General features: G+C 66.4%; 28 protein-coding genes and 1 tRNA gene. 14 read left to right on the top strand and 15 right to left on the bottom strand.

The features are described from left to right. Positions 1–12: 12 nt before the first annotated feature. Positions 13–654 carry a DUF1120 domain-containing protein gene (locus tag KHP16_RS16100; RefSeq protein ID WP_211960662.1) on the bottom strand — a complete coding sequence of 214 codons (642 nt, stop codon included), beginning with the start codon at positions 652–654 and terminating at the stop codon, positions 13–15. A gap of 183 nt (positions 655–837) precedes the next feature. Then, positions 838–2,511 (bottom strand): dihydroxy-acid dehydratase, encoded by a 1,674-nt coding sequence (ilvD, locus tag KHP16_RS16095; RefSeq protein WP_109580273.1) that lies wholly within the window; start codon positions 2,509–2,511, stop codon positions 838–840. Positions 2,512–2,670: 159 nt separating this feature from the next. On the opposite strand from ilvD, the gene KHP16_RS16090 reads away from it, so the two are divergent. Continuing rightward, entirely contained in the window at positions 2,671–3,573 is a 903-nt protein-coding gene (locus tag KHP16_RS16090; protein ID WP_109580272.1) for a LysR family transcriptional regulator, read from the top strand. 80 nt (positions 3,574–3,653) lie between these two features. Beyond that, positions 3,654–4,469 (top strand): prolipoprotein diacylglyceryl transferase, encoded by an 816-nt coding sequence (gene lgt / locus KHP16_RS16085; protein ID WP_211960661.1) that lies wholly within the window; start codon positions 3,654–3,656, stop codon positions 4,467–4,469. Positions 4,470–4,477: 8 nt separating this feature from the next. Here lgt and KHP16_RS16080 read toward each other — a convergent pair whose 3' ends face one another. From KHP16_RS16080 to KHP16_RS16070, 3 genes are read right to left on the bottom strand one after another with little or no spacing between them, the layout of a single operon-like run. Continuing rightward, the gene (locus tag KHP16_RS16080; protein ID WP_211960660.1) at positions 4,478–5,113 is read right to left on the bottom strand and encodes a hypothetical protein; all 636 of its coding nucleotides are present in this window, start codon (positions 5,111–5,113) and stop codon (positions 4,478–4,480) included. Continuing rightward, the gene (locus KHP16_RS16075; RefSeq protein WP_109580269.1) at positions 5,110–5,547 is read right to left on the bottom strand and encodes a DNA polymerase III subunit chi; all 438 of its coding nucleotides are present in this window, start codon (positions 5,545–5,547) and stop codon (positions 5,110–5,112) included. Before KHP16_RS16075 ends, KHP16_RS16080 begins: the two co-directional genes overlap by 4 nt. A 19-nt stretch (positions 5,548–5,566) precedes the next feature. Then, on the bottom strand, positions 5,567–7,099 hold the full coding sequence (locus KHP16_RS16070; protein ID WP_115952928.1) for a leucyl aminopeptidase: 1,533 nt from the start codon (positions 7,097–7,099) through the stop codon (positions 5,567–5,569). 168 nt (positions 7,100–7,267) lie between these two features. On the opposite strand from KHP16_RS16070, the gene lptF reads away from it, so the two are divergent. From lptF to KHP16_RS16055, 3 genes are read left to right on the top strand one after another with little or no spacing between them, the layout of a single operon-like run. Then, the gene (gene lptF, locus KHP16_RS16065) at positions 7,268–8,389 is read left to right on the top strand and encodes an LPS export ABC transporter permease LptF (RefSeq protein WP_109580268.1); all 1,122 of its coding nucleotides are present in this window, start codon (positions 7,268–7,270) and stop codon (positions 8,387–8,389) included. After that, on the top strand, positions 8,386–9,549 hold the full coding sequence (gene lptG, locus KHP16_RS16060; protein ID WP_211960659.1) for an LPS export ABC transporter permease LptG: 1,164 nt from the start codon (positions 8,386–8,388) through the stop codon (positions 9,547–9,549). The genes lptF and lptG overlap by 4 nt, the downstream gene beginning before the upstream one ends. A gap of 7 nt (positions 9,550–9,556) precedes the next feature. Continuing rightward, positions 9,557–9,958 (top strand): sirohydrochlorin chelatase, encoded by a 402-nt coding sequence (locus KHP16_RS16055; RefSeq protein ID WP_211960658.1) that lies wholly within the window; start codon positions 9,557–9,559, stop codon positions 9,956–9,958. 33 nt (positions 9,959–9,991) lie between these two features. Here KHP16_RS16055 and cobA read toward each other — a convergent pair whose 3' ends face one another. From cobA to KHP16_RS16020, 7 genes are read right to left on the bottom strand one after another with little or no spacing between them, the layout of a single operon-like run. Next, positions 9,992–10,798, bottom strand: a complete 807-nt coding sequence (cobA, locus tag KHP16_RS16050; RefSeq protein ID WP_211960657.1) for a uroporphyrinogen-III C-methyltransferase — start codon at positions 10,796–10,798, stop codon at positions 9,992–9,994. Positions 10,799–10,839: 41 nt separating this feature from the next. Next, a complete protein-coding gene (locus KHP16_RS16045) occupies positions 10,840–12,144 on the bottom strand; it encodes a sulfate adenylyltransferase subunit 1 (RefSeq protein ID WP_109580264.1) in 1,305 nt (434 codons plus the stop codon). 34 nt (positions 12,145–12,178) lie between these two features. Next, a complete protein-coding gene (gene cysD, locus KHP16_RS16040) occupies positions 12,179–13,162 on the bottom strand; it encodes a sulfate adenylyltransferase subunit CysD (RefSeq protein WP_109580263.1) in 984 nt (327 codons plus the stop codon). A gap of 15 nt (positions 13,163–13,177) precedes the next feature. After that, the gene (locus tag KHP16_RS16035; RefSeq protein WP_109580262.1) at positions 13,178–13,984 is read right to left on the bottom strand and encodes a phosphoadenylyl-sulfate reductase; all 807 of its coding nucleotides are present in this window, start codon (positions 13,982–13,984) and stop codon (positions 13,178–13,180) included. Then, positions 13,981–14,559 (bottom strand): DUF934 domain-containing protein, encoded by a 579-nt coding sequence (locus tag KHP16_RS16030; protein WP_211960656.1) that lies wholly within the window; start codon positions 14,557–14,559, stop codon positions 13,981–13,983. The genes KHP16_RS16035 and KHP16_RS16030 overlap by 4 nt, the downstream gene beginning before the upstream one ends. 19 nt (positions 14,560–14,578) lie before the next feature. Next, positions 14,579–16,258, bottom strand: a complete 1,680-nt coding sequence (locus KHP16_RS16025) for a nitrite/sulfite reductase (protein ID WP_115952721.1) — start codon at positions 16,256–16,258, stop codon at positions 14,579–14,581. A gap of 41 nt (positions 16,259–16,299) precedes the next feature. Then, on the bottom strand, positions 16,300–17,073 hold the full coding sequence (locus tag KHP16_RS16020; protein WP_211960655.1) for a sulfite exporter TauE/SafE family protein: 774 nt from the start codon (positions 17,071–17,073) through the stop codon (positions 16,300–16,302). A 171-nt stretch (positions 17,074–17,244) separates the two neighbouring features. Here KHP16_RS16020 and KHP16_RS16015 point away from each other — a divergent pair, with 171 nt between their 5' ends. The 3 genes from KHP16_RS16015 to KHP16_RS16005 are packed head-to-tail and all read left to right on the top strand — an operon-like array spanning position 17,245 to position 20,260. Next, positions 17,245–18,186: a CysB family HTH-type transcriptional regulator gene (locus KHP16_RS16015; RefSeq protein WP_211960654.1), complete on the top strand. Its 942-nt coding sequence runs from the start codon at positions 17,245–17,247 to the stop codon at positions 18,184–18,186. Between the two features lie 20 nt (positions 18,187–18,206). Continuing rightward, complete coding sequence (locus KHP16_RS16010; RefSeq protein WP_211960653.1) at positions 18,207–19,370, top strand: methyltransferase; 1,164 nt, start codon at positions 18,207–18,209, stop codon at positions 19,368–19,370. A gap of 17 nt (positions 19,371–19,387) precedes the next feature. Beyond that, complete coding sequence (locus KHP16_RS16005; protein ID WP_121490555.1) at positions 19,388–20,260, top strand: NAD(P)-dependent oxidoreductase; 873 nt, start codon at positions 19,388–19,390, stop codon at positions 20,258–20,260. On the opposite strand, the gene KHP16_RS16000 is transcribed toward KHP16_RS16005, so the two are convergent. Next, positions 20,261–21,175, bottom strand: a complete 915-nt coding sequence (locus KHP16_RS16000) for an alpha/beta hydrolase (protein ID WP_211960652.1) — start codon at positions 21,173–21,175, stop codon at positions 20,261–20,263. Between the two features lie 82 nt (positions 21,176–21,257). Here KHP16_RS16000 and KHP16_RS15995 point away from each other — a divergent pair, with 82 nt between their 5' ends. The 3 genes from KHP16_RS15995 to KHP16_RS15985 all read left to right on the top strand — a co-directional run bounded on the left by KHP16_RS15995 (position 21,258) and on the right by KHP16_RS15985 (position 23,050). Continuing rightward, positions 21,258–21,629 carry an HNH endonuclease gene (locus KHP16_RS15995; protein WP_244835834.1) on the top strand — a complete coding sequence of 124 codons (372 nt, stop codon included), beginning with the start codon at positions 21,258–21,260 and terminating at the stop codon, positions 21,627–21,629. 84 nt (positions 21,630–21,713) lie between these two features. Beyond that, positions 21,714–21,798 (top strand) — tRNA-Leu (locus KHP16_RS15990). Positions 21,799–22,060: 262 nt separating this feature from the next. Further along, a complete protein-coding gene (locus KHP16_RS15985) occupies positions 22,061–23,050 on the top strand; it encodes an SDR family oxidoreductase (RefSeq protein WP_211960651.1) in 990 nt (329 codons plus the stop codon). 182 nt (positions 23,051–23,232) lie between these two features. On the opposite strand, the gene KHP16_RS15980 is transcribed toward KHP16_RS15985, so the two are convergent. Together KHP16_RS15980 and KHP16_RS15975 are read right to left on the bottom strand one after the other, a co-directional pair. Next, entirely contained in the window at positions 23,233–23,619 is a 387-nt protein-coding gene (locus KHP16_RS15980) for an addiction module antidote protein (RefSeq protein ID WP_310794105.1), read from the bottom strand. Beyond that, positions 23,616–23,951: a type II toxin-antitoxin system RelE/ParE family toxin gene (locus KHP16_RS15975; protein WP_109580243.1), complete on the bottom strand. Its 336-nt coding sequence runs from the start codon at positions 23,949–23,951 to the stop codon at positions 23,616–23,618. Before KHP16_RS15975 ends, KHP16_RS15980 begins: the two co-directional genes overlap by 4 nt. 255 nt (positions 23,952–24,206) lie before the next feature. On the opposite strand from KHP16_RS15975, the gene loiP reads away from it, so the two are divergent. The 3 genes from loiP to KHP16_RS28370 all read left to right on the top strand — a co-directional run bounded on the left by loiP (position 24,207) and on the right by KHP16_RS28370 (position 26,861). Then, positions 24,207–24,956 (top strand): metalloprotease LoiP, encoded by a 750-nt coding sequence (loiP, locus tag KHP16_RS15970; RefSeq protein ID WP_109580242.1) that lies wholly within the window; start codon positions 24,207–24,209, stop codon positions 24,954–24,956. A 178-nt stretch (positions 24,957–25,134) separates the two neighbouring features. Continuing rightward, entirely contained in the window at positions 25,135–26,055 is a 921-nt protein-coding gene (locus tag KHP16_RS28375) for an aspartate-alanine antiporter-like transporter (RefSeq protein WP_244835833.1), read from the top strand. Further along, entirely contained in the window at positions 26,001–26,861 is an 861-nt protein-coding gene (locus KHP16_RS28370) for an aspartate-alanine antiporter-like transporter (protein ID WP_244835832.1), read from the top strand. Before KHP16_RS28375 ends, KHP16_RS28370 begins: the two co-directional genes overlap by 55 nt. Positions 26,862–26,982: the final 121 nt, after the last annotated feature.

Here is a 26,982-nt window from a genome sequence, read left to right as displayed (position 1 = left end):
CGTTAAGACAAATCAGAGATAGACGACCGAGAAAGTCATCGAGCCATCGATCGGAACGCCCTGGCTCAGCGGCGGCAGATTGTTCTTCGCGGCGATTTCGAGCGAGACCGCGAAGGTCTGCTGCATGGTCTTGTAGGTGCCCGGCGCGACATTGCCTTTCGGCGCCCACGACAACTGATAGTCCGATGCGCCCGACAGATCGCCACTGAGCCGCGACCAGGCGCCACCGCCGTTGCGCACGATGGGATCGGTCACGTTACCGTCGCCCACCGCATTGCCGGTGGCCAGCGTGAAATTCCCGACCGTCTTGTTGTTGACGAGGCCGACGCCGAACAACGTCGGATTGCCGCTGTCGCGCGATTCGCTGCCCTGCCGGTTGTCGGTCATCGCCAGCGCCACCGAAGCGGCCGCATCGCACGCGACCGTCACCGTGACGTCGCGCGACGGCAGCTTCGTCGCGGCGGATTCGCTCAGCGCCGCGGCGGGGATCGTGCCGAAGTCGAGCGTTGCCTGCGACAGCGAGACATTGCAGGACGTCGGCACGATGCTCGCGCCAATCGAGAACGGGACGGTGTCGCTCGCCACCGCGACGGTGGGAAGGAGGCCCGCGGCCATCCCGGCTAACGCCATCAGGGCGGGGACGGTGGCGCGCACGGCGCGAAGCCGGACGGAAGCAGAGGGTGACGGAGCACGGCACATGATGAGACAAACCAGCTGGACGATTGAGATGTCTGCATTCTGTGCAACGTCAGCCTCCGACAAAATCGCATTTCTACGAAAAACATAAAGGGCCCGCCTCCGGCGAGCCCTTTCGGCCATGTGGCGGCAACCACGTGGTCAGTCCGTCACGGCACCCTTGCTTGCCGTCGACGCCAGCTTCGAAAACTTGGCCAGCACGCCGCGCGTGTAACGCGGCGCCGGCGCCTTCCACGCAGCGCGGCGGCGCGCGAGTTCGGCGTCGTCAACGTTCAGCTGCAGCTTGAGCTGATGCGCGTCGATGGTGATGGAGTCGCCCTCCTGCACGAGCGCGATGGTGCCGCCCACGAACGCCTCCGGCGCCACGTGCCCCACCACCATGCCCCACGTCCCGCCCGAGAAGCGTCCGTCGGTGATGAAGCCCACGGATTCGCCAAGGCCCTTGCCGATGATCGCGGACGTCGGCGCGAGCATCTCGGGCATGCCGGGGCCGCCCTTCGGGCCCAGATAGCGCAGCACGAGCACGTCGCCGGCCTGGATGCGGTCGGCAAGAATCGCGTCCATCGCGCTCTGCTCGTCGTCGAACACGCGCGCGGGCCCCGTGATGACCGGGTTCTTGAGGCCCGTGATCTTGGCCACGGCGCCCTCTTCCGCGAGGTTGCCCTTCAGGATCGCGAGGTGCCCCTGCTTGTACAGGGCCTTCTCGATCGGCAGGATGACGTCCTGGTCCGCGCGCGGCTGGTCGGGCACGTGCTCGAGTTCCTCGGCCAGCGTGCGGCCCGTGATCGTCAGGCAGTCGCCGTGCAGCAGGCCCGCGTTCAGCAGGATCTTGAGCACCTGCGGAATGCCGCCCGCGCGATGCAGGTCCGTGGCCACGTATTGGCCCGACGGCTTGAGGTTGCAGATCACCGGGACCTTGCGGCGGATGCGTTCGAAATCGTCGATGGTCCATTCGACCTCGGCCGAATGCGCGATCGCCAGGTAGTGGAGCACCGCGTTGGTCGAGCCGCCCGTCGCCATGATCAGCGACACCGCGTTCTCGATCGACTTCTTGGTGATGATGTCGCGCGGCTTGATGTCCTTCTTGATCGCCTCGTACAACACGCGCGCCGACTCGGCCGCGCTCCCGACTTTCTCGTCGTCGGGGTTCGCCATCGTCGATGAGTACATGAGCGACATGCCAAGCGCTTCGAAGGACGAGCTCATCGTGTTGGCCGTGTACATGCCGCCGCAGGAGCCCGAGGTCGGGCACGCATTGCGCTCCACGCCCTCGAAGTCTTCCTCGCTCATGCGGCCGGCCGTGAATTCGCCCACGGCTTCGAAGGCCGAAACGATCGTCAGGTCCTTGCCCTTCCAGTTGCCGGGCTTGATCGTGCCGCCATAAACGTAGATGCCGGGCACGTTGGTGCGCGCGAGCGCGATCATGCCGCCCGGCATGTTCTTGTCGCAGCCGCCGATCACGACCACGCCGTCCATCCACTGGCCCTGCACCGCGGTCTCGATGCAGTCCGCGATGACTTCGCGGGAGATCAGCGAGAACTTCATGCCTTCCGTTCCCATCGACATGCCGTCGGAGATCGTCGGCGTGCCGAAGATCTGCGGATTCGCACCGGCTTCCTTCACCGCGTTCACCGCGGCATCCGCCAGGCGCTGCAGGCCCGAATTGCACGGCGTGATCGTCGAATGCCCGTTGGCGATACCGATCATCGGCTTGTCGAAGTCTTCCTTCTCGTAACCGAGCGCGTAGTACATCGAACGGTTGGGGGAACGGGCCACGCCCTGCGTGATGTGCCGGGACCGCTTGTTGAATGCCATGGTGGGGATCTCCAGGGGTTTCAGGCCGCCGCGGCGCGCGAGGCCCGTTTGTCGTTTTCTGTGGACGACAGCATGACCCTTTGCAGCTTGGCGTGTCAAATATATTATTTGAGCCTTATTGAGTCGAAAAACATATCACCAGCACAAAGGGAGGCCGCCGTGGATTTGCGGCAACTGCGGTACTTTGTCACCGTCGCGGAGGAACTGCACTTTGGCCGCGCGGCCCAGCGGCTGGCCATGACCCAGCCGCCGCTGTCGCAGCAGATCCAGGCGCTCGAGGAGGAAATCGGGGTCCGGCTATTCGCACGCACGCGGCGCTCGGTCATGCTCACGCCCGCGGGGCAGCAATGGCTGCCGGAGGTGCGCCGGGTGCTCGCCGACGCGGGCGCGCTGCCCGCGCTTGCCCAGCGGTTTGCGCGCGGCGAGATCGGTTCGCTGACGCTCGCCTTCGTCAGCACGGCTGACTATGGCATCCTGCCCGATCTGCTCCGGCAGTTCCGCGCAAGACATCCCGACGTGCAGCTCCACCTGCGCGAAGCCACGAGCGACGTCCAGTTCGAAGCGTTGATGGATGGCGGCATCGACGCGGGCCTTGTGATCCGTCCGCAGTTGCCCGCGATGCCGCAGGGGCTCTCGTACCTGCCGCTCGTGCGCGAGCCGCTCGTGCTGGCCGTGCCCGACGGCTGGCGCTCCACGGGGGATGCCATCTCGCTGCGCGATGCCGCGCATGAACCGCTGATCATCTTCCCGCGGCGAAGCGCGCCAGCGTTTTATGACATCATTACGGGCTACTATGCGCGCGAGGGCCTGACGCCCACGGTCGCGCAGGAAGCGATCCAGATGCAGACCATCGTCAGTCTGGTGTCGGCCGGCATGGGCGTGGCGCTCGTGCCTGCCTCGCTATGCAATCTGAGGCGGACCGGGGTCTCTTACCTCGCGCTGCGGGAAGCGGGACCCGATATCGAGACCGGTCTCGTCTGGCGCGAGGGCGCGGCGGGCGTGGCGCCGGTGTTGAAGTCGTTCATCGATATCGCCGGCGGCATCGCGCTGACGCCGCGCTGACACCGCACTGACGCACCAGGTCGGCATGATGCAGATAAACATAACAGGCGCCTAGCCTCCCAATCACTCTCTCCGAATCCATGCTCGTTCACCCGCAATTCGATCCGGTCGCCATCCACCTGGGACCGCTGGCCATCCGCTGGTACGGTCTCATGTACCTGGCCGGCTTCATCATGTTCCTGTGGTTCGGCCGCCTGCGCGTCCGCCAGCCGCATAACTTCCTGCGCGGCTGGACCACGCGCGACCTGGACGACCTGCTGTTCTTTGGCGTGCTCGGCGTGATTCTCGGCGGGCGGCTCGGCTACGTGCTGTTCTACAAGCCGACGTACTACCTCTCCCATCCGCTGGAAATCTTCAAGGTATGGGAAGGCGGCATGGCCTTCCATGGCGGCTTCCTGGGCGTGCTCGTCGCGGTCTGGGTGTTCGCGCGGCTGCGCAACCGCCGCTGGTTCGAGGTCACCGACTTCATCGCGCCGCTGATCCCGTGCGGACTCGCGGCCGGCCGCATCGGCAATTTCATCAACGGCGAGCTGTGGGGCCGCCCGACCGACCTGCCGTGGGGCATGATCTTCCCGCAGGCGGGCGACAACATCCCGCGCCATCCTTCGCAGCTGTATCAATTCGCGGGCGAAGGCGTCGCGCTGTTCATCATCCTGTGGTTCTACTCGCGCAAGCCGCGGCCCACGGCGGCGGTGTCCGGTGCGTTCCTGCTCGGCTACGGGGTGTTCCGCTTCCTCGCCGAATTCACGCGCGAGCCGGATAACTTCCTTGGCCTGCTGGCGCTGAACTTCTCGATGGGCCAGTGGCTGAGCCTGCCGATGATCCTGGCGGGCGTGATCATGATGGTGTGGGCGTACCGCCGCGCGGGCGGGGCCAGGGATACGGCGCGCGCCTGACGTTGCGCTTACAGGCGGCCGGGGTCGCGTGAAATGGGGTCGCGCTCGATGGGGTCGCGCTCGATGGGGTCACGCTCAATCTCTTCGAGCGTGGCGTCGAGCCACTCGACGAGCCGCGCCTCCAGCGCCCGCGTGAGCTCCGCGGCCAGTTGCGCCGTCAGCGGCGCCAGGCGCGATTGCAGCGTCGCCTCGGTATGCGCCTCCACGACCTGCGGCCATTCTGTGCGGAAACGCATCATCACGCGGGTCAGCAACTCGCTGCGGACCGCGCGCAGGTCATCCTCGCCCGATAAATAGGGCGTTGCATCGAGGATCGGCGGATCGCGGTCGTCGTCGAGTTCCACCACATCGTTCAGCTCCACGACGTCGTGCAACGCCACGACATCGCTCAGGTCGCTCATGTCATTCAGGTCGCTCAACCTGCCGGCATGCCCCTCGCTATCCTCGCCAACGTTGCCGACCTGCGTCACCACACCCGAGACGGGCATGTCCGCGGTATCGATCACGCCGTCCGCCGACGCCGCGCCGAGGGCGGGATCCGCGGGTTCCTGCGTGGCGGGCAGGTCGATGACCTCGGTCAGCAGAGGAATGCTGTCGTGGGGTCCGAGCCGCGGAATCACCCGCGATGTGGTGCGCTCGCTCATGCCGACTCTCCTTTGGCGGATTGCCCGATGTCGTGATGCGCAAGAGGATAACCGCGCTCGCGGTAAAAACGATAGCGGGCGCGGCCGGCCTCTCGCGCCTCCGGCGAGGCGCCAACCACTTCGATCATTCGTTCGAACCGTGCGAACTCCGCGGGTGCTTCCCCCTCGAGGTTGATCAGGATCTGGTGGTGCGGCACCCCTTCGAGCGTCGCGGCCAGCACGATCGGCGTCACCGCCGCCTGTGGGCTGTCGAGCCCGCAATGCGGCAGGAAGTCGAGCGCGGAGAACGTCCACAGCCGCTGGTCCAGCTGCGACAGCTGCTGCGGCGAGCCGTGCACCACCATCTTCTGCCCGGCGCCGTAGGCCTTGCGGACCAGCCGGCAGACATAACCGAGCGTGTCGGGCACGTTGCTGTGGAAGTCGATGCGCGTCATCGTGCGGCTCCGCGGCCCGTCAGCCCGCGCGGTCCATCAGGAAGCGCGCGAGCAGCGGCACCGGGCGGCCCGTAGCGCCCTTGGCCGCGCCGCTCTTCCACGCGGTGCCGGCGATGTCCAGGTGGGCCCAGTCGTACTTCTCGGTGTAACGCGCGAGGAAGCACGCCGCCGTCACGCTGCCCGCGGGACGGCCGCCGATGTTCGCCATGTCGGCGAAATTGGACTTGAGCTGGTCCTGGTACTCGTCGTCCAGCGGCAGGCGCCATGCGGTATCCATCGCCTTCTTGCCCGCGTCCAGCAGTTGGTCGGCCAGCAGGTCGTTGCGCGCGTACAGGCCGCTGTTCACGTGGCCGAGCGCGATGATGCACGCGCCCGTCAACGTGGCGACGTCCACCACCGCGGCCGGCTTGAAACGCTCGACGTAGGTCAGCGCGTCGCACAGGATCAGGCGGCCTTCGGCGTCCGTATTCAGGATTTCGATGGTCTGGCCCGACATGCTCGTCACCACGTCGCCCGGCTTGGTCGCCACGCCGCTGGGCATGTTCTCGCAGGTCGGCACCACGGCGATCACGTTCAGCCGCAGGCCCATCTCGGCCACGGCCTGGATCGTGCCCAGCACCGAGGCGGCGCCGCACATGTCGTACTTCATTTCATCCATGCCCTCGCCCGGCTTCAGCGAGATGCCGCCCGTATCGAAGGTGATGCCCTTGCCCACCAGCACGACCGGGGCCTGCTTGGCGCCCGCGCCGTCGTAGCGCAGCACGATGAACTGCGGCGGCTCGACGCTGCCCTTGGTCACGGCCAGGAACGCGCCCATCTTCAGGGCTTCGATCTGCTTGCGGCCCAGGATCTCGGCCTTGAGCTTGTGGCGCTTGGCAATGCCGCGCGCGGCGTCCGCCAGGTAGGTCGGCGTGCAGATGTTCGACGGCAGGTTGCCGAGGTCGCGGGCCAGGTCCATGCCGTTGGCGATCGCGGTGCCGCGCACCACGGCCTGCGTCGCCGCCTTGGCGTCCGCGGTATCCACGGCCAGCACGATCTTGCGCAGCGACGGGCGGTCGGCGCCGTTGGCGCCGCGCGGCGCGCGCTTGAGCTCGGGATGGCGTTCCAGCAGCCGGTAGCCGGCGTCGCGCACCAGCGTGATGGTGGTGATCACCGACCAGGCCACGTCGCGCTGGATCGGCGACTGCGGCGCCAGCGCCCACAGCGCCGTGGTGGCGCGCGTGCCGGCCAGCGCACGAATCGCCGTGCGCACGGATTCCGCGAACGCCTTGTCGTGGAAGTCGGGTTCCTTGCCCAATCCCACGAGCAGCACGCGGGCCGCGCCGATACCGGGCACTTCGTGCAGCATCAGGTGCGTGCCGCGCTTGCCTTCGAAGTCGCCCTGCTTGACCAGACGTGCCACCAGCCCCTTGGTGGCTACATCCAGCGCCTTGGCCACGCCGGCCAGATTCTGGCCTTCGAACAGGCCGACCACCAGGCAGTCGGTCTTGGTCGCCAGGAAACCATTTTGGCCGGCCTTGCTCCAATCCAGGGCTTTTGTGCTAAATTCCATCGCGCTTCCTTCCAGGGGCTCGTCGAAAAGAAAGCCCCCATTATCCGCGATTTTCATCCGCGACTCGCCGCCGCCGACACGCCACGCTGACAGCCCCGCGGTCCTGCCAGCTTCCTCGGCGCCCCGGTACATCGCCCGCTCCGGCCGGCAGCCCGGAACCGACTCCGCATGATCTTTCAACAAGCTTTGCGACGCGAGCTCGCGTACACCGCCGGTGCGGTGTTCCTGGTCATGCTGACCTTCATGCTCACGTCGCTCGTCATCCGCATCCTGGGGCTCGCCGCCAACGGCAAGGCCAGCCCCAACGACGTGCTGATGCTGATTGGCCTGGCGACCATCGGTTACCTGTCCATCCTGCTATCCGCCACGCTGTTCATCTCGACGCTGATCGTCCTGACGCGCTGGTACAAGGACTCGGAGATGGTCGTGTGGTTCTCCGCCGGCATCTCGCTTCGTGACTTTGTGAAACCGGTGTTGCAGTTCGCCACGCCGTTCATCATCATGTCCCTGCTGCTGGGCATGTTCGCGTGGCCGTGGGCCAACCAGCAGAGTGCGCTGTTTCGCGACCGCTTCCAGCAGCGCGGCGTCCTGTCCATGATCGCGTCGGGCCGTTTCATCGAGCCCGCGAACGGCAACTACGTGCTGTTCATCGAAGGCATCGACGCGCAGATGAAGAATGCGCAGAACGTGTTCGTCGCCAACGCCGAAGCCAACAAGGTCGGCGTGGCGCTGTCCCATCAGGGGCACTTCGAGACGATGCCCAACGGCGACCGCCTCGTCGTGATGGAGCACGGCCGCCGCTACGCCGGCACGCCGGGCCAGCTCGACTACCGCATCCTCGAATTCGAGCGCTATGCCGTCAAGGTCGATACCAAACCGCCCGAGACCGAGGCGGACCTGCCCGCCAAGAGCCGCCTCACCATGGATCTGCTGCGGAATCCCACGCGCGAGAACATGGGCGAGCTGCTGTGGCGCGTTTCGCTGCCGATCCTCGCGTTCAACTTCGTGATGATCGCGATTCCGCTCGCGTACGTGAACCCGCGCCTCGGCCGATACACGCCGCTGGTGTTCGCGGTGCTCATCTACCTGACCTACAGTAACGTGATCAACCTGGCCCAGGCCTGGGTCCGGTCGGGCGCGCTCTCGTTCTGGACGGCGCTCGTGCCGATCCACCTCGCCGTCCTTTTCGGCGCGGTGATGATGTTCCGTTACCGTCAGAACCGGAGCCTCGGCGGCTGGCGTGCCGTGTTCGGTCTGGGCCGCCGCAAGGCGGACGGAGGCCGCGCATGAGGATCCTCCACACCTACGAGCGGTATTTCGCGCGGCTGATCTACGGGGTCTTCTTCTTCATCCTGTTCGCGGTGCTCGCGCTGTTCGTGTTCTTCGACATGCTCAACGAGCTGGAAAGCGTGCAGGGCGGCTATACGTCGCTGATCGCGTTCTTCCACGTGATGCTCGAGGCGCCGACGCGCGTGTACGAGGTGCTGCCGATCGCGGTGCTGATCAGCGCGATCTACGTGTTCTCCCAGCTGGCGAGCCAGTCCGAGTACACGATCTTCCGCGTGGCGGGCCTCAACACGCGGCGCGCGCTGTTCTCGCTGTTCAAGCTCGCGGTGCCGCTCGCGCTCACGACGTTCATCTTTGGCGAGTTCATCGGCCCCGCGGCCGAGCAATACGCGCAGAAGATCAAGCTTCAGGCGATCGGCGCGACCGTGTCGTCGGGCTTCCGCTCGGGCGTCTGGGTCAAGGACCGTGACAAGGACACCACGTCCGGCAGCGCCGGCGGCGAGGTGACGCGTTTCGTCAACGTGCAGGGCCTCAAGGCGGACCAGAGCATCAACGGCATCACGATCTACGAATTCGACAGCACCTACCGGCTGCGCGTGATTCGCGTGGCGCAGGAAGGCCGCTATCAGGGCGGCCAGTCCTGGCAACTGAACCAGGTCAACGAGACGCGGTTCATCGAACTGCCGCATGAGGAAGGCGCGCGCCGCGACGCGCTCGCCCCGGACTTCCGCGCCGAGCAGGCCAAGTTCCCGAACATGGTCATGCATTCGGAGCTCACGCCTCAGATTCTGTCGGTGCTGCTGGTGACCCCGGAACGGATGTCCACGGTGGACCTGTTCCGCTACATCCGCCATTTGCGCGACAACAAGCAGGACACGCAGCGCTACGAGATCGCGTTCTGGAAGAAAGTGGTCTACCCGCTCACGCTGTTCGTGATGGTCGCGCTGGCGCTGCCGTTCGCGTACCTGCACGCGCGGGCCGGCGCGGTGGGTGTCAAGGTGTTCGGCGGCATCATGCTTGGCCTGTCGTTCCACCTGGCCAACACGCTGTTCTCGCACGTGGGCCTGCTGCACACGTGGCCGCCGATCATTTCCGCGCTGGTGCCCGGAACGCTCTACCTGCTCGTTGGGCTGACCGCGTTGCGCTGGGTGGATCGACACTGAGACTGGCATGCCCGATACACCCTCCCCTGCTTCCCCAGCCGTCGAGGCGCTGGTCCTGTTCGCGCACGGCGCGCGCGATGCGCGCTGGCGCGAGCCGTTCGACCGGCTCCACGCCAAGCTCGCGGCGCTGCTGCCGCACTGCGAGGTGCGGCTCGCGTTTCTGGAATTGATGACGCCGGAATTGCCCGACGCGCTCGCGGAACTCGCGGCGCGGGGGACGTCGAAGGTGACGATCGTGCCGGTGTTCTTTGGCCAGGGCGGCCATTTGCGGCGCGATTTTCCGGCTCTCGTGGACCAGTGCCGTCAGCAGTATCCGGCAATGCGGATCGAGACGGCGACCGCCGTCGGAGAGTCCGACAGCGTGCTGGATGCGATTGCCGCGTATTGCGCGGCGTCGTTGAGCGCCTAGGCGTTCAGCGGCTCAGCCTCGGCTTGTAGCAGCTCAGGCAGCGCGGAAGGTCGCTGCGTCGCCGGGGTGCGACGACAACGCGGACGACAACTCCGTGTCCCGTGCCCCCAACGCTTCCCCAATCATCAGCAGACTCGGCTGCACCGGATCCATCCAGGCCGCCGCGTCGCCATCCGCCATCTCGCGCAGCGTGAACTGATGGCTGCGCTGGCGCGTCGTGGTGGCCGCTTCAACGACCCATGCGGGGGTGGTAGCGGGCTTGCCGCGCGCAATCAGCTGAGCGGCGATACGGGCCGCCTGATCGCGTCCCATGTAGTAGATGATGGTATCGGCCTTGACGTCCGCATCGACGTCCACCGCATCCGCGGCCTTGGCCTGCGTGGCAAATGCCACGCTGCGCGACACGCCACGCTTGGTCAGCGGGCGCGCGATGGCGCTGGCCGCCGCGAGCGCCGCGGTGATGCCGGGCACCACTTCGTATGCGATGCCGGCGGCCTCCAGCGCCTGGAGTTCCTCGTCGGCGCGGCCGAACAGCATCGGATCCCCGCCCTTGAGGCGCACCACGCGCTCGTATTTGTTCGCCAGATCGACGATCTGGCGGTTGATGAACAACTGCGCCGTGGAACGCTGGCCGCAGCGCTTCCCCACTTCGATCAGCTCGGCCTGCGGACACCACGCGAGCATCTCGGGCGAGACCAGCGCGTCGTGCAGCACGACCTCGGCTTCGCCCAGCAACCGTGCGCCGCGCACTGTAATGAGATCGGCCGCGCCGGGGCCTGCACCAATCAGGTACACCTTGCCGGGGGTGGGCCGCCGCGCCTTGTCTTGTGGGGTGTTCATCGTTGACTGCCTGTCTCTATGGGCCTGACGGCCTCTACCGGTCAGGCATAAGCACGGATCATACCCGCCGCCACCGTATGGTTCGTCGCTTCGTCGATCAGCACGAATGCGCCCGTGGCGGGGTTGTCGCCATAGGCATCGCACACGATCGGCTTTTGCAGCGAGATCTGTACCGCGCCAATATCGTTCAGACGGATATCATGCCGGCCGGTTTCGTGCGAGAGCGTATGGACGTCCAGCACGCGATCCACTGCCGACACGCGCGCGAACACGCTGGCCGTCGTGTGCTTGAGCACGTACTTGCGCGCGGGGTTCAGCGATTCGTCGTCGAACCAGCACAGGTCCGCCTGCAGCTTCTTCGCGGCCACCGCTGCCGTCTCCGCCGACACAAACATATCACCGCGCGACACATCGACGTCCTCGGCGAGGCGTACAGTCACCGTGTCGCCGGCATTCGCCGAGTCCGCGCTGCCGTTAGGCGTCAGCACTTCGGCCACCACGGCTTCGCGGTTGGCCGGCAGCACGCGGAGTTTCTGGCCCACGCGCACGGTACCCGCTTCCACGCGGCCCGCGTAGCCGCGGAAGTCGTCCGATTGCGCGCCGTCCTGACGGATGACGAGCTGGACCGGAAAGCGCAGCGCGGCGTCGCCCGTCGGGGCGGCGTCCACCACGGGAAGCGCTTCCAGCAGCGGCAGCAGTGGCTCGCCCTGATACCACGGCATGGCTTCGCTCTCGTGCACGATGTTGTCGCCGCGCAGCGCGGACACGGGCACATACTGCACGTCCTTCAGGCCCAGTTGCTCGGCCAGTTCGGCGTAGGCGGTGCGGATCTCGTTGAAGCGCTGCTCGCTGAATTCGACGAGGTCCATCTTGTTGACCGCCACGATCACGTGCTGCAGTTCCAGCAGCTTGAGGATCGCGGAATGGCGCTTGGTCTGCGCGAGCAGCTCGGCGCGGCCGTTCGTGACCGTCACGCGGGTCGCATCGACGAGCACGATCGCGGCGTGGGCCGTCGACGCGCCCGTGACCATATTGCGGGTGTACTGCTCGTGGCCCGGCGTGTCCGCGATGATGAACTTGCGGCGCGCGGTCGAGAAGTAGCGGTAGGCTACGTCGATCGTGATGCCCTGCTCGCGCTCGGCCTCGAGGCCGTCGGTCAGCAGCGAGAAGTCGATCTGCTCGCCGGCGGTGCGCTTGTTCTTGGCGTTCGCCAGCGCGGTCAACTGGTCCGACAGAACCGCCTTGCTGTCGTACAGCAGGCGGCCGATCAGCGTGCTCTTGCCGTCGTCGACGGAGCCCGCGGTGATGAATCGCAGCAGGCCTTGATGATTCGATTGGGTGCTCATGGGTAATCCTTGTCCGTAACGTGCGAGGCGGCGATCAGAAGTAACCTTCTTTCTTTCTGCGCTCCATCGACGCCTCGCTCGTCTGGTCGTCCATGCGCGTCGCCCCACGCTCGGTGATCTCCGTCACCGCGGTTTCCGCGATGATCTCCACCGGGGAGGCAGCCGTGCTCGCGACCGGGCACGTGCAGCTGATATCGCCCACGGTACGGAAGCGGACCGACAGCACTTCGCTCTCGTCGCCATCCTGCTTCGGCGTGATCGGCGTCACGGGAACGAGCAGGCCATTCTTGCGCACGACCTCGCGCTGGTGCGCGTAGTAGATCGGCGGCAGTTCGAGCTTCTCGCGGGCGATGTATTGCCACACGTCCAGCTCGGTCCAGTTCGATATCGGGAACACGCGCATCTGTTCGCCCGGCGCCATGCGCGCGTTGTAGAGGCTCCACAGTTCCGGACGCTGCGCCTTCGGATCCCACTGGCCGAACTCGTCGCGGAACGAGAAGATGCGTTCCTTCGCGCGCGCCTTCTCTTCATCGCGGCGCGCGCCGCCCATCAGCGCGTCGTACTTGTTCGCCTCGATGGTCTCCAGCAGCGTCACGGCCTGCGCGGCGTTGCGCGAATCGGTTTCCTTGCGCAGACGTACGGTACCGCGCTTGATCGAATCCTCGACATGGCCCACCACGAGGCGCGCGCCGATCTCGGCCACGCGCTTGTCGCGGAACGTGATGACCTCGGGATAGTTGTGGCCGGTATCGATATGCACCAGCGGGAACGGCAGTTCGGTCTTGCGATCGCCGAGCCGGAACGCCTTGAGCGCCAGGTGCAGCATCACGATCGAATCCTTGCCGCCCGAGAACAGCAGCGCGGGATTGCGGCACTCGGCCACCACCTCGCGGATGATGTAGATCGACTCGGCTTCCAGCCGGTCGAGGTGGTCGTTCTGTACCTGCAGCAGGTGCTCGACGTTGCTGGCAACGTTGCTTGTCACGTCTGCTTCGGCGATTTCGGTCATGATGCCCATGTCGTGTGGCCTCGTTTAATGCTTGATGTTCTGTTCGTGCAACCCGCACTCCTTGGAGTCCTTCGACTCCCACCACCAGCGGCCAGCGCGAACGTCTTCGCCAGCCTTGGTCGCGCGCGTACACGGTTCGCAGCCGATGCTCGGATAGCCCTTGGCATGCAGCGCGTTGATCGGCACGTTGTGGCGCGTCAGGTAGGCCCAGACTTCCGCCTCGGTCCAGTCTGCGAGCGGGTTGAACTTCGGGATGCCGCGCGCGTCGTCCATTTCCTCGAACGGCAGCTCCGAACGCGTCACCGCCTGCTCGCGGCGCTGGCCCGTCATCCACGCATCGGCGTGCGACAGCGCGCGGTTGAGCGGCTCGACCTTGCGAATGCCGCAGCAGGTCTTGCGCAGGTCGACGCTGTCATAGAACGCGTTCTCGCCATTGCGCCTGACGTAGTTCTCGATCGCTTCCGCATCGGGCGTGAACTGCTCGATCACGTAGCCGTAGTGCGCGTGCACCTTGTCCAGCACCGCCAGCGTTTCCGCATGCAGGCGGCCCGTGTTCAGCGTGAACACGCGGATGCCGGCGCGCACGCCTTCGTTGCCACGCAGGATCGCGTCCGTCAGCACCATGTCCTCGGCGGCCAGGCTCGTGGCGAAGCGCGCGCGGAAAAAGCGCGACGCGATGCCCGTCAGCCGTTCGGCCAACGCCTGTTCCTTGGCCTCGAGGGCCTCGATCGAGCCTGTGTACAGCGGCATCGTCCACAGCGCTGGGGGGCGCAGGGACGACACCTCCGCGGAGGCATCGACCACGGGGATGTCTGACAGCACGACGCTCATTGCGCCCCACTTCCCGCCGTCACCTCCGCGCGAGCGCGGCGGAACAGCGGCAGCGGTTCATCGACCGAAGCCTGATAGGCCACGGTGAATTCGGTGAAGCCCTTGATGGCGTCCTCGATGTTCTTGTCCGCGCGCACCGCGAACGCATCGAAGCCGCAACGCTTCATGAAGTTGAGCTGGTCGCGCAGCACGTCGCCGATGGCGCGCAGCTGGCCCGCCCAGTGATAGCGCGTGCGCAGCAGATAGGCCGTCGAGAAGCCGCGGCCATCGCGGAACACCGGGAAGTCCACCGCGACGACGGAGACCTGCGGGAACAATGCTTCCGCATCGGCCGGCTCGTCTTCCGGGGCCAGCCACACGCCGGTGATGGCCTTGTCACGGCCGGCCAGCAGCGCTGCGCTGGCCTTCCACACGCTCAGCGGAAACAGCACCGCGTCCTTCGATTGCACGGCGGCGGCAATGCGCGCGTCGTCGAGCGGTTCGGCTTCGGTCGCGCGCAGCACGGTCCAGTTGTCTTCCACGATGACCGGACGCACTTCGGCGGCGCTGCGTTGCAGTTGAATGATCTTTGCCATGTTCGTTTTCTCCCGGTCTTCAGGCTTCCGCGCGCTCGCGTTGCTTGTCGGCGTACACGCGTTCCTTGAACGGCGCGATGCCGATGCGCGACAGTGTCTGCATGAAGGCTTCGTCCTCGATGCGGTTCGCCACGAAGGTGTCGATGATGCGGCTGACCACATCCGGCATTTCCTCGGCGCTGAACGACGGGCCGATCACCTTGCCGAGCGACGCGTCATTGCCCTGCGCACCGCCGAGCGTGACCTGGTACCACTCGGAACCGTCCTTGTCGACGCCGAGCACACCGATGTTGCCCACGTGGTGATGCCCGCAGGCGTTGATGCAGCCCGAGATATTCAGCGAGATTTCGCCGAGGTCGTACACGTAGTCGAGATCCTCGAAACGCTCCTGGATCGCCGCCGCGATCGGCAGCGACTTGGCGTTGGCCAGCGAGCAGAAGTCGCCGCCCGGGCAAGCGATGATGTCGGTCAGCAGGCCGATGTTCGCGGTGGCCAAGCCGGCCTTCTTCGCGAGCTGCCACAGCTCGAACAGGTCGCGCTTCTTCACGTCCGGCAGGATCAGGTTCTGCTCGTGCGCCACGCGCAGTTCGCCGAAGCCGAAGCGGTCGGCCAGGTCGGCCACCGTGTCCATCTGCACGTCGGTGGCGTCGCCCGGGGGCGATGCGGGACCGGGCTTGGTCGACAGCGTGACGGCCGCGTAGCCCGCCACCTTGTGGCCGTGCACGTTACGGCTGACCCAGCGCGCGAACGCCTTGTCCTCGAGCAGGTGCTTCTCGTACGACGCATCGGTATCGGGCAGCTTCTCGTAGGCCGGCGGGGCAAAGTACTGCGCCACGCGGTCGAACTCTTCCTGCGTCAGCGTGCCGGGACCGTCCTTGCTGAACTGCCATTCCTCCTCGACTTCCTGCGCGAACTTCTCCGCGCCGATCGCCTTCACGAGGATCTTGATACGGGCCTTGTATTTGTTGTCGCGGCGGCCATAGCGGTTGTACACGCGAATGGCGGACTCGACGTACGACAGCAGGTGCTGCCACGGCAGGTCTTCCTTGATCACGGTGCCCAGGATCGGCGTGCGGCCCAGGCCGCCACCGGCCCAGATGCGCAGGCGCGTCTCGCCTTCAGCGTTGCGATAGGCCTCGATGCCGATATCGTGCATCTGGATCACGGCGCGGTCGTTGGCCGACGCGTTGATCGCGATCTTGAACTTGCGCGGCAGGAACGCGAATTCCGGCTGGAACGTGCTCCACTGGCGCAGCAGTTCCGCCAGCACGCGCGGATCGACGTACTCGTCCGGCGCCACGCCGGCGAAGTGGTCGGTCGTGATGTTGCGCACGCAGTTGCCCGAGGTCTGGATGCCGTGCATTTCCACGCTGGCGAGGTCGGCCAGGACGTCGGGCACGCGCTCGAGGTCCATCCAGTTGTACTGGATGTTCTGGCGCGTCGAAAAGTGGCCGTAGCCGCGGTCGTACGTGCGCGCGATATGCGCGAGCATGCGCAGTTGCTTCGACGACAGCAGGCCGTACGGAATCGCCACGCGCAGCATGTACGCATGGCGCTGCATGTAAAGGCCGTTCTGCAGCCGCAGCGGCAGGAATTCTTCCTCGGTCAGTTCGCCGGAGAGACGGCGCTGCACCTGGTCACGGAACTGGGCAACGCGTTCGTTGACGATGCGTTGGTCATATTGGTCGTACTGATACATGGTGTGGGTCCGTTCAGTATTCGTCGTTTAATCGGGGGCGCTCAGGAGACGAGCTTGATCGCGACGAGCGTCAAGGTCGTGGCCAGGGCCGCGCGCACGAGCCGTTCGGGCAATGCCCGCGACAGTTGCGCGCCGAGCCAGATGCCGGGGATCGAGCCCACCAGCAGCGCGAGGAGCAGGTTCCAGTGCACGGTGCCGAGCCACACGTGGCCGAGGCCGGCCAACGCGGTAAGCGGCACCGCGTAGGCGATGTCGGTGCCAGCCACTTCGGCCGGCTTCATGCGGGGATACAGCAGCAGGATCAGCGTCGCGCCGACCGCGCCCGCGCCGATCGACGACACGGTCACGAGCACGCCGATGACGGCGCCGACGATGACCGTGGCAATCGTCTGCGCGCGGCCTTCGAGCTGGAAACGGGGATGGCGCGCGAGCCAGTCGAGCATCTGCTTGCGGAACAGCAGCGAAGCCACCGTCAGCAGCACGGAGATGCCGATGGTCATGCGAATCGCGTGCAGCCATTGGGCGTCCAGTTCGCCGGCGCTCTTGAGGACGAGAATGGCGGCGACGGCGGCGGGCAGGCTGCCGAGGCACAGGCGGCGTACCACCTGCCATTGCACGTGGCCGTGCGCGCGGTGCGCTATCGTGCCGAAACCCTTGGTGATTGCCGCGAATGCGAGGTCGGTGCCGACCGCCGTGGCCGGCGAGAAGCCGAACAGCAGCGTGAGCAGCGGCGTCATGAGCGAACCCCCACCCACGCCGGTCAAACCGACGAGGACACCGACCAGCAGACCGGAAACGGTATAGGCAAGGGACATACAGGCGCTCTACAAGGCGATAACGAAGGGCCCCTGCCGGGCGGGTCGGGCGCCTGCGGGGGCGGCGCGCGAAGACACTGGGCCATTCATTAACAAAGTTCGCAAATCGTAATAAACTGGCCTCATATCTCAAACTAATAAGAAGTTGTTTGTTTATACGACCGAAGTTATATGAACCTGCATCAGTTCCGATTCGTCCGTGAGGCCGTCCGTCAGAATTTCAATCTGACCGAAGCGGCAAAAGCGCTTTATACGTCACAACCGGGCGTCTCGAAGGCGATTATCGAGCTGGAAGAGGAGCTGGGTGTCGATATCTTCACCCGCCACGGCAAGCGCATCCGCAGTCTGACCGAGCCCGGGCGCCGTATCCTGACCTCCGTCGAGAAGATCCTTCAGGAGGTCGAGAGCCTCAAGCGGGTCGGCAAGGATTATGCGGCACAGGATCAGGGCAATTTCACCATCGCCACCACCCACACGCAGGCGCGTTACGCGCTGCCCCGCGTCGTCGGCGAGTTCACCAAGCGCTACCCGAAGGTCCGGCTGTCCATCCAGCAGGGCAACCCCGCGCAGATCGCCGACATGGTGCTGCACGACCAGGCCGACATCGCGATCGCCACGGAGGGTATTTCCCGCGACCGTGGGCTGGTCTCGCTGCCCGGTTATCAATGGCAACATGTGGTGGTGACGCCACTCGACCATCCGCTGCTCGAACGCAAGCACCTGACGCTCGAGGACCTGATGGCGTATCCGCTGATTACTTACGACCCGAACTTCGCGGGCCGGCCCAAGATCGACAAGGCGTTCGAGCTGCGCCAGTTGCAGCCCGACATCGTGCTAGAGGCCGTCGATGCCGACGTCATCAAGACCTATGTCGAGATCGGCCTCGGCGTCGGCATCGTCGCCGGCGTGGCCTTCGATCCCGAACGCGACCGCAACCTGCGTGGCATCCCGGCCGGCCACCTGTTCGGCACCAATGTGACCCATCTGGCCGTCAAGCAAGGCGCTTACCTGCGCAGCTTCGTCTATACGTTCATCGAACTGTTCTCGCCCACACTGAACCGCAAGCTGGTCGAACAGGCGATGTCCGGCGACCACGAAGCCTACGAGCTCTGACCGGCCTGCTCTCTCTACGTATGTCCGCAAATTCTCCCGAACCCACCATCCACTGGACCGAGGACGGCGCCGAGCGCAGCGCGCGCTGGCGTTCCGAGGCCGGCGTGCCCGCGCCCAGGCGCGTGGTGATCGCCGACGACACGACCTCGGCCGATACCGCCTACCGGCTCGCCTGCGAGGGCACCGCGCTGTTGTGGCGCGGCGACTTCCAGAACGCGCGTCAGCTGCTGCAGGCCATGGCCCGCCGCACGGACCGCAAACCCAGGCGCCCGGCGAAGGGGGCCAAGGCACCGGCCAGCGTGACCGAAGCCTTCCACCTGCATCGGCTTGCGCAGTCCCAGCGCGCGCGCACGCTCGGCATGCTGCTGATTCCCTTCGATGCGGACCATGTGGTGCCGCTGCGCCGCGCGCCGGACGTGCACGAGGCCTGCGTGCAGGTGCATGGCGAGACCGATGCCCCCTATGTGGCGTCGCTGCGCGAACTGCTCGGCATGATCGGCGCCTACGAATGGCGCCGCAAGGGCGTGGAAATTCCCGCGCTCGAAGACCGCATCCACCCGTGGTACGGCGTGTTCTCGCCCGTGCGTGGCGAGTACCTCGACCTCGTGGCCGCCGAGCCGCTGCCTGCCGGGCTTGCGAAGTCATCGCTGGCGTTCGATATCGGCACCGGAACGGGCGTGATCGCCGCGGTGCTCGCGCGCCGGGGCGTGAAACGCGTGGTGGCCACCGATCAGGATCCGCGCGCGCTCGCGTGCGCGCGCGCGAACCTCGCGCAACTGGGGTATGCGAACAGCGTCGAGGTCACCGAGGCCGATCTGTTCCCCGCCGGCCGCGCGCCGCTCGTCGTGTGCAACCCGCCGTGGGTGCCCGCCCGGCCGTCATCGCCGATCGAGCATGCGGTGTTCGATCCCGAGAGCCGCATGCTGCGCGGCTTCTTGTCCGGCCTCGCCGCGCATCTTGAACCCGATGGCGAAGGCTGGCTGCTGCTGTCTGACTTCGCCGAGCACCTGGGCCTGCGCACACGCGAGGAACTGCTGGGCTGGATCGAGGCAGCGGGGCTGGTCGTGGCGGGCCGCTCGGATATCCGCCCGCGCCACCCGAAGGCCGCCGACGCCGACGATCCGCTGCACGCCGCGCGCGTGGCCGAAGTGACGTCGCTCTGGAAACTGCGCGCCAAAGTCTAGACCATGGAGAGCGTTTCATGACTACCGTTGCATTCATCGGCCTGGGCGTGATGGGCGCGCCCATGGTGGGCCACCTGATCGCCGCCGGCCATACCGTGCGGGCCTCGGTCCGCCGGCCGGAAGCCGCCGACGCGGCGCGCAAGCTCGGCGCCGAACCGTTCTTCACGCATGCCGAAGCGGCGCGCGGCGCCGAGGTCGTGTTCACCAACGTGACGTCGTCCGAAGACGTGCGTGAGGTGCTGCTGGGCAAGCACGGCGTGGCGGACGGCGCGGCGCCGGGCACGATCTGCATCGACCACAGCACGATCTCGCCGATCGTCACGCGCGAGATCGCGGCGGCGCTGGCCGAGCGCGGCATCGAGATGCTCGACTGCCCCGTGTCGGGCGGTGCGATCGGCGCGCGGGCGGCCACGCTGACGATCATGGTGGGCGGCAGCGAAGCCGCGCTCGAACGCGTGCGCCCGCTGCTGGCCGTGCTCGGCAAGCACATCAATTACATCGGCGATCATGGCGCGGGTCAGGTAGCCAAGCTGTGCAATCAGATCGCGCAGGTCGTCAACATCGAGGGCATCGCGGAAGCGATGCGCTTCGCGGGCGCGCAGGGCGTCGACACGCAGCGCGTGTTCAACGCCATGGCGAGCGGCTTCGCCGGAAGCCGCATGCTCGATCTGCTCGGCCCCAAGATGGTGTCGCGCGACTTCGCGCCGGGAATGGAGGCGCGGCTGCACTACAAGGACTTCGGGCTCGCCAACGGCATCGCCGACGAGCTTGGCCTGCCCCTGCCCGCGATGCGCGCGACCGCGGCCCAGCTCGACAAGCTCATCGAAAACGGCTGGGGCAAGGACGATACGTCGTCGCTGCTGCGCGTGCTCGAAGGCGACGGGAAGTAACTACACCGCGCCGACCATGGCAAGGATGGCACGCAGCAACGGCGTGCCCTCGCGCGTGAGGTCGTCCATCACATTGAAATGGTGCTTGCCCGGCAGCGGGATATCCTCGCGCACGTTGTTGGGCCATGCGGCGCGGATCAGCGCCTTCTGGCGATGGAATTCGCTCGACTCGAGCTCACCCACCGCGGTGATGAAGGGCGCGTCCGTCGCCGGCGTCAGGAAGGCCGGCGACAGGCGCGCGACGTCGGCCTCGGTCAGCTGCAGGTCGGCCTGCAGGAATTCCGCGCGGCGCAGCGGCTCGAGGTCGTAGAGCCCGCTGATCGATACCCCGCCCTTGACGAGATCGGCCGGCAGATCGGCGCCGAACTGCGGCCAGAGCGCCGCCATCAGCATCGCCACGAGGTGGCCGCCGACGGAATGGCCGGCCAGATAAATACGATCGCGATCGTGGCCGAGTTCATCGGCCTGGCGATAGAGCCATGCGACGCTCTGCAGCACCTGCCGCACGATCGCCTCGACGCTCACTTCCGGGCATAGCGCGTAGTTGACTACCGCCACCGACACGCCCTTGCGCGGCAACTGGGTGGCAACGAAACTGTGGTCGCTCTTGTCGAACGAGCGGAAGTAGCCGCCGTGGATGAACACGAGCAGCGGCGGAAGCGCGAAGTCGACGCTGGTCACCGCGGGAAAATAATCGAGCGTTTCGGCGTAGGCGTACGGCGAGTCGGACGCGCCATAACTGAGCCCCTCGCGGAACGTGACGCGCGCGCGGACGAGCGCGGAGTCCGCGGCCCATCGCGCCATGTGGACGGGATGGTCGGGCACGAGCGCGCGGTTATTGTAGGCCTGCGTGTAGAAGGCGGGATCCTGCGAGGGCAGCTCGGCAAGACTGGCCAGGGTGGGATGGGCTGACATGGCGGTTCCGTTCGTCATGGGATCACGAGGGTGGCGCTGTGATGCTACACGATCTGATAACGTACTCGCTCGAACCCTTTCCATGGACACCGCCATGGTCGTCAAACGCCGGCTCCGCGCCAACGCACACGATCAACTCGGCCCGCCCGCTATCCCGGTGGCGGCCAACGCGCGCTGCCCGCTATGCGGCCGTCCACTGCTCGAAGACGCCAGCACCGATTTGCACCACCCGATCCCAAAAAGCCAGGGCGGCCGCGAGGTCGTGCCCATGCACCGTATCTGCCACCAGAAGATCCACTCGGTCTTTACGGAATCCGAACTCGCGGCCACCTATCACGACTGGCCAACGCTGCGGGCCCATCCGGTGATCGCCACCTTCATCCGCTGGGTCGCCCGCAAGCCGCCGGGCTTCTACGACCGCAACCGCACCACCAACGCGAGACGTGGCCGATAGTTGCCGCCCCGTTGTTCCGCCTTCCGATTTCCGGCATAATCCCCGATTCATCGCAGGTGCTGCATCGGCAGTGCCTCACCCAATGCCCGGGTGGTGAAACAGGTAGACGCAGGGGACTCAAAATCCCCCGCCGCAAGGCGTGTCGGTTCGAGTCCGACCCCGGGCACCATCTTCAGTGACTTCGGTCAGCAGCTTCGACGCGTCAATTTTTCCGGGTTTCTTTTTCCAGCTTCCGCCCTCGCATTCCGGGTCCGTCCCGCTCGCACGTCCCGCATCGCCGGTAAGCGCCGGCAAGCAACGTTAGCGCCGTTCTCACGCCTGTTGCCCGCCACGACGGGGCCGATGGCATGAACGATGCGTCGCCGACAGACTCCACCTCGGCGAACAGGACTAGCAGCATCATCAGGACCATCAGGACGACAGGAGACCCCATGCGTGCCACCGCTTCCCCTACCGTAGTGATCACGGGCGCTTCCAGCGGCATCGGGCGCGCCACCGCCGAACGGTTCGCCCGCCAGGGCGCGCGGCTCGTGCTGGCATCGCGGGGCGAGGCGGCCCTCGAGGTCGTCTGTGCCGAATGCCGGCGGCTCGGCGCGCAGGTCATCGGCGTCCCCACCGACGTCACCGATCCCCGCGACATGCAGGACCTCGCGGACCGCGCGGCGGCGTTCGCTGCCTCGCACGGCGGTCAGATAGACGTATGGGTCAGCAATGCGGGCGTCGGCGCGGCCGGCGCCATCGAGGACACGCCCGCCGCGGCGCACGAGCAGATCATTCGCACGAACCTGCTCGGCTATCTGTTGGGCGCGCGCGCGGTCGTGCCATATTTCAAGAAAGCCGGCAAAGGCACGTTGATCCAGGTGCTGTCGCTCGGCGCGTGGTCGCCGACGCCGATGGCCACGTCCTATACCGCGAGCAAGTACGGGCTGAGGGGGTTCTCGGAGGCGCTGCGGCTCGAACTCGCGCCGTGGCCGCATATTCACGTGTGCGACATCTTCCCGATGGTCGTCGATAGCCCCGGCTTCGCGCACGGCGCCAACTACACGGGCAAGGTCATCAAGCCACCGCCGCCACGGGCCGATCCCCGCGCCGTGGCCCGCGCCATCGTCCACGCGGCCCACTCCCCGCACCGCCGATCGACAGCCGTCGGCGTGATGGCAACGCTGTCCCGCATCGGCAACATCGTCTCCCCGACCCTGCTGCGCCTCGGATCGTCGTTATTCGTGCGCGGCTATCTGCGGGGCGCGCCGCCCGCGCCGAAGACCGATGGCAACTTGTTCCGGCCCAGTACCGGCAACATGTCGATCGACGGCGGCTGGCGGGATCGCAGCCGTGTGCCGGCGGTCGGCATGGTCGCGGCGGGCGCCACGCTGTTCGTGGCGGCGGCGTGGCTGCTGCGGCGGCATGGGCGGGAAGGCTGAACCGGAATAGCGTGCGGCACGATGGCGTGTGAACCAGAGCGTGTCAGCTTTTCATCGCGTGCGCACGCGCGTTGCAACGCCATCCCCGCCGGCCGCGCTGCTGGCCAATGACCGTCTTGCGGGACTTGCCCTGCGGGACGGCCGTGCCAACGCACAGGCACGCGTCGCCGACCCCGGCGGGATCATGCGGGCACGACGGAGAGGCGCATGCCGACGGCACGCAGCACCGCCACGATCGTCTTGAGCGTGGGGTTGCCGCTAGGAGACAGCGCGCGATAGAGGGCCTCTCGCGTGATTCCAGCCTCCTGGGCCACTGCGGTCATACCGCCGTAGGCCTCGGCGATGTCACGCAATGCCAGCAGACCCACCGCGCGGTTCTCCGGATCGTCGAGCTCTTCCATTGCGGCCCTGAGAAACTCCACGGCCAGCTCACGATCCTGGCCAAGGGCTTCGATGGTGGCCTCGCTCAGCGGCACGGACGCGGCATATCTTGCCGGCCCTCCGGTTGCAGGTTTGCGAGGTGCTTTGCTCTTGCTCACGCTTTTGCTCACGCTCATGCTCTTGTTCATGCATTACTCCGCTTCCATTCGGTCCAGTAGACCTGTGCGAGTTGAATATCGGCAGCCTGCGTCTGCTTGCTTCCCGCGCAAAGCAGCACGACCAATGCCGTGCTGTGCCGCGCGACGTACAGCCGATATCCGGGGCCCACGTCTTCCCTCAATTCCAGTATGCCGCCGCCCACCGGTCTCACGTCGCCGAACAGCCCTTGTGTCAGGCGGTACATGCGAATGCGCATCCGCGCCGCGGCACGCTTGTCGCGAACCGAGGCGAGCCAGTCGGTTACCGGTTCGAACCCGTCATCGCGCCGGTACAACACCACTTCGATTTCGGACTGTCCCACATCGTAACTTTTAATTCACACCTTGCCAAGCCGCGCCGATCGCATGGCCTGCTCATGCAAACAGGGCGACGCTAAGCGGCAAGCGTGCGCAAAAGGTGCTGCGGTTTCCAATGAGACGACTCTGAAACCGCACGCGTGTTTGTAAGACTTCGCCTACTTCACGCGTCGGGGGTGGCGGTCTATCCTGCGGGATGCGGCCTGCCATCGCAGTAGCGCGTGCCGCCAACATGACAACATGAACTCCAGGGAACGACCATGACTCGCATCTCCGCGACGGCGGCGGCTTTTGGCTGCGCGCTTTTGATGGCCGGGTGTGCCGGCACGAACTACGATGGGCTGACGCAGGCGGGCGGTAGCCTCTTCTCCGCCGCGTCGCTGTCCGACGCCAACGTGAAGCAGCTCTCCGATCAGTCCTGTGCGGAGATGGACAAGAAAAACACCGTCGCCACCGCCGACAGTACCTATGCCAAGCGGTTGACCAACATCATGGCCGGGCTCAAGAACACGGGGCTGCCGCTCGATGCCAAGGTCTACATGACCAAGGATGTCAACGCATGGGCGATGGCCAACGGTTGCGTGCGTGTCTATAGCGGCCTCATGGACCTGATGAGCGACGACGAAGTGCGTGGCGTGCTCGGCCACGAGATCGGGCACGTGGCACTCGGCCATACCAAGGCCGCGATGCAGGTGGCCTACTCCACCGCGGCGGCGCGCGGGCTGCTCGGATCGCTCGGCAACACGACGCTCACCGCGTTGTCGTCGTCGCAGATCGGCGACCTCGGCGAGACCTTCGTCAACGCGCAGTTCTCGCAGCGGCAGGAAAGCGCCGCGGACGATTACTCGTACGATCTGCTGACCAAGAACGGACAGAACCGCCAGGCGCTCGTCACCGCGTTCCAGAAGCTCGCCAAGCTCGATGGCGGCAGCTCGAGCCTGCTGAGCTCGCATCCCGGCTCGGCCGCGCGCGCCCAGCATATCCAGGACCGTCTCAATAGCGGCAAGTAACCGCACGCGAAAGGCCGCGACGGTTCCGTTCGCGGCCTGGCGATGTTGAAGTCGTTTAAATCACCCACGAAACGTTTCAATTCCTGACGCGTAACCCGGGGCGGATAATCCTCCACACCGTTGCAGACACCGACTGCCGTCGCGTCTGCAAGGACGACCTGGAGCCCGCATTCGCGTCATGGACCACGCCCTCGCCCTGCTCGCCGGCAACCCCGAGATCGCGCTTTTTCTGGCGTTGGCGGTCGGCCACGCGGTAGGCGCGATCCGCTTCGGCCCATTCCAGCTCGGCGGCATCTGCGGCACGCTCATCGCCGCGCTCGTGATCGGACAGGCCGGCGTGCGGCTCGACGACGACGTGCGCAACGTCGCGTTCGCGCTGTTCATCTTCGCGCTTGGCTTCACGGGCGGCCCTCAGTTCTTCGCCAACGTGGCGAAGGAATGGCGCATCGGCCTGCTGTCGCTGGTCGAAGTCTTCGTCCTGCTCGCGCTGCTGGCCATCGCGGTACCGCTGCTGCGGCTCGACCCCGGCACCGCCGCGGGCCTGCTCGCCGGCGCCGCCACCGAATCCGCGGTCATCGGCACCGCCTCGGAGGCCGTCGCGCACCTGAGCACCGACCCCGAGCAAACACGCGTGCTCCAGAGCCATATCGTCACGGCGTACAGCGTGACGTACCTGTTCGGCCTGATATCGATCGTCCTGTTCACGAGCCAGCTCGCGCCATGGCTGCTGCGCGAGAACCTGCGCGAATCCGCGCAGCGCCTCTGGCAGAAGCTCGGCGGACAGGACGACAGGCCAGACGGCCAGCTCGACGCATTGCCACGCATCGTTTCCCGCGTCCTGCGCGTAGACGCTGCACAGGAAGGCAAGACGGTCATCGACGTGGAACGCGGCGTCGCGATGGGCGTCACGATCCGCCGCATCCTGCGCGAAGGAGAGACGCTGAAGCCCGCGCCCGATGACATCCTGCGCGCGGGCGACATCGTGCTCGCGGTCGGCCGCCGCGATGCGATGGTCGCGTTCGCGCGACGGTTTGGCGCGCAGAGGTGGGCACAGAGGTCGGCGGCAATGCCGCGCTCACCGCCGAATTTGACAACGTGATTCAGTGCGAGCAGAGCGTGCTGCTGACCCGCCGCGAGGTCGTCGGCGTGTCGCTCGCCCGCCTCCGCGAAATGGCCGACGTGGGCGCCGGCCGCGGCGTGTATCTCGCCAACCTCACGCGCATGCAGCACCGCGTGCCACTGCTGCCGGAGACGGTGCTCCAGCGCGCCGACGTGCTCACCCTCTCCGGCCCGCGCGACGCCGTGCGGCACGCGGTACCCGAGCTCGGCTACGCCGTCGTGCCCACGATTCGCACGGACTTCGTATTCCTCGGCATCGGCATTCTGCTCGGCATGTGGGTCGGCTCGCTGTCCATCGATCTGGGCAAGGCGCATCTCACGCTCGGCACCGGCGGCGGCTGCCTCGTCGCGGGCCTCGCCTTCGGATGGCTGCGCGCGCGCCTGCTGGTGATGGGGTCGCTGCCAGGTCCCGCCGCGGAGATCCTCAAGGACTTCGGCCTGGCTACGTTCATCGCGGCCGTGGGACTGAGCGCGGGACCCGACGCGCTGCGCCTCATCGCCGAATACGGCCTGGTCCTGCCGATCGCTGGCGTGCTGATCTCCGTGATCCCCGCCGCGATCTCGCTGTTCATCGGCCGCCGCTGGCTACGGCTCGATCTGCCCATCCTCCTGGGCGCGGTAGCCGGCCAGCATTGCAGTACCCCCACGATCATGGCGCTGACCAATGCCGCCGGAAACGGCACGCCCGTGATCGGCTACACGATCACCTATGCCATCTCCAACGTGCTGCTGCCATTGCTGGGACCCATTGCCGTAACGATGGCCGCATCCATCGCCGCACGCTGAAGCCGGCGGCAACGCATCGAGCATGCACGCGCGTGAAGACGCGCATCGACATCCTGCATCACGCACGGCGCGGCCAACCGCCCCGCCGGCCCCCGGTTTGCATCGCTTCACAGCAAGAGGA

It is taken from the genome of Cupriavidus plantarum (assembly GCF_905397285.1).
Taxonomy (GTDB): Bacteria; Pseudomonadota; Gammaproteobacteria; order Burkholderiales; family Burkholderiaceae; genus Cupriavidus; species Cupriavidus plantarum.
The sequence above is the reverse complement of the archived record's forward strand: the minus strand, read 5'-3'. Positions and strand labels throughout refer to the sequence as shown.

Excerpts from the sequence above, each read along its gene's own strand:
- ilvD (WP_109580273.1), bottom strand. The coding sequence starts at position 2,511 with ATGGCATTCAACAAGCGGTCCCGGCACATCACGCAGGGCGTGGCCCGT.
- lgt (WP_211960661.1), top strand. The coding sequence starts at position 3,654 with ATGCTCGTTCACCCGCAATTCGATCCGGTCGCCATCCACCTGGGACCG.
- KHP16_RS16080 (WP_211960660.1), bottom strand. The coding sequence starts at position 5,113 with ATGAGCGAGCGCACCACATCGCGGGTGATTCCGCGGCTCGGACCCCAC.
- KHP16_RS16075 (WP_109580269.1), bottom strand. The coding sequence starts at position 5,547 with ATGACGCGCATCGACTTCCACAGCAACGTGCCCGACACGCTCGGTTAT.
- KHP16_RS16070 (WP_115952928.1), bottom strand. The coding sequence starts at position 7,099 with ATGGAATTTAGCACAAAAGCCCTGGATTGGAGCAAGGCCGGCCAAAAT.
- lptF (WP_109580268.1), top strand. The coding sequence starts at position 7,268 with ATGATCTTTCAACAAGCTTTGCGACGCGAGCTCGCGTACACCGCCGGT.
- lptG (WP_211960659.1), top strand. The coding sequence starts at position 8,386 with ATGAGGATCCTCCACACCTACGAGCGGTATTTCGCGCGGCTGATCTAC.
- KHP16_RS16055 (WP_211960658.1), top strand. The coding sequence starts at position 9,557 with ATGCCCGATACACCCTCCCCTGCTTCCCCAGCCGTCGAGGCGCTGGTC.
- cobA (WP_211960657.1), bottom strand. The coding sequence starts at position 10,798 with ATGAACACCCCACAAGACAAGGCGCGGCGGCCCACCCCCGGCAAGGTG.
- KHP16_RS16045 (WP_109580264.1), bottom strand. The coding sequence starts at position 12,144 with ATGAGCACCCAATCGAATCATCAAGGCCTGCTGCGATTCATCACCGCG.
- cysD (WP_109580263.1), bottom strand. The coding sequence starts at position 13,162 with ATGGGCATCATGACCGAAATCGCCGAAGCAGACGTGACAAGCAACGTT.
- KHP16_RS16035 (WP_109580262.1), bottom strand. The coding sequence starts at position 13,984 with ATGAGCGTCGTGCTGTCAGACATCCCCGTGGTCGATGCCTCCGCGGAG.
- KHP16_RS16030 (WP_211960656.1), bottom strand. The coding sequence starts at position 14,559 with ATGGCAAAGATCATTCAACTGCAACGCAGCGCCGCCGAAGTGCGTCCG.
- KHP16_RS16025 (WP_115952721.1), bottom strand. The coding sequence starts at position 16,258 with ATGTATCAGTACGACCAATATGACCAACGCATCGTCAACGAACGCGTT.
- KHP16_RS16020 (WP_211960655.1), bottom strand. The coding sequence starts at position 17,073 with ATGTCCCTTGCCTATACCGTTTCCGGTCTGCTGGTCGGTGTCCTCGTC.
- KHP16_RS16015 (WP_211960654.1), top strand. The coding sequence starts at position 17,245 with ATGAACCTGCATCAGTTCCGATTCGTCCGTGAGGCCGTCCGTCAGAAT.
- KHP16_RS16010 (WP_211960653.1), top strand. The coding sequence starts at position 18,207 with ATGTCCGCAAATTCTCCCGAACCCACCATCCACTGGACCGAGGACGGC.
- KHP16_RS16005 (WP_121490555.1), top strand. The coding sequence starts at position 19,388 with ATGACTACCGTTGCATTCATCGGCCTGGGCGTGATGGGCGCGCCCATG.
- KHP16_RS16000 (WP_211960652.1), bottom strand. The coding sequence starts at position 21,175 with ATGTCAGCCCATCCCACCCTGGCCAGTCTTGCCGAGCTGCCCTCGCAG.
- KHP16_RS15995 (WP_244835834.1), top strand. The coding sequence starts at position 21,258 with ATGGACACCGCCATGGTCGTCAAACGCCGGCTCCGCGCCAACGCACAC.
- KHP16_RS15985 (WP_211960651.1), top strand. The coding sequence starts at position 22,061 with ATGCGTGCCACCGCTTCCCCTACCGTAGTGATCACGGGCGCTTCCAGC.
- KHP16_RS15980 (WP_310794105.1), bottom strand. The coding sequence starts at position 23,619 with ATGAACAAGAGCATGAGCGTGAGCAAAAGCGTGAGCAAGAGCAAAGCA.
- loiP (WP_109580242.1), top strand. The coding sequence starts at position 24,207 with ATGACTCGCATCTCCGCGACGGCGGCGGCTTTTGGCTGCGCGCTTTTG.
- KHP16_RS28375 (WP_244835833.1), top strand. The coding sequence starts at position 25,135 with ATGGACCACGCCCTCGCCCTGCTCGCCGGCAACCCCGAGATCGCGCTT.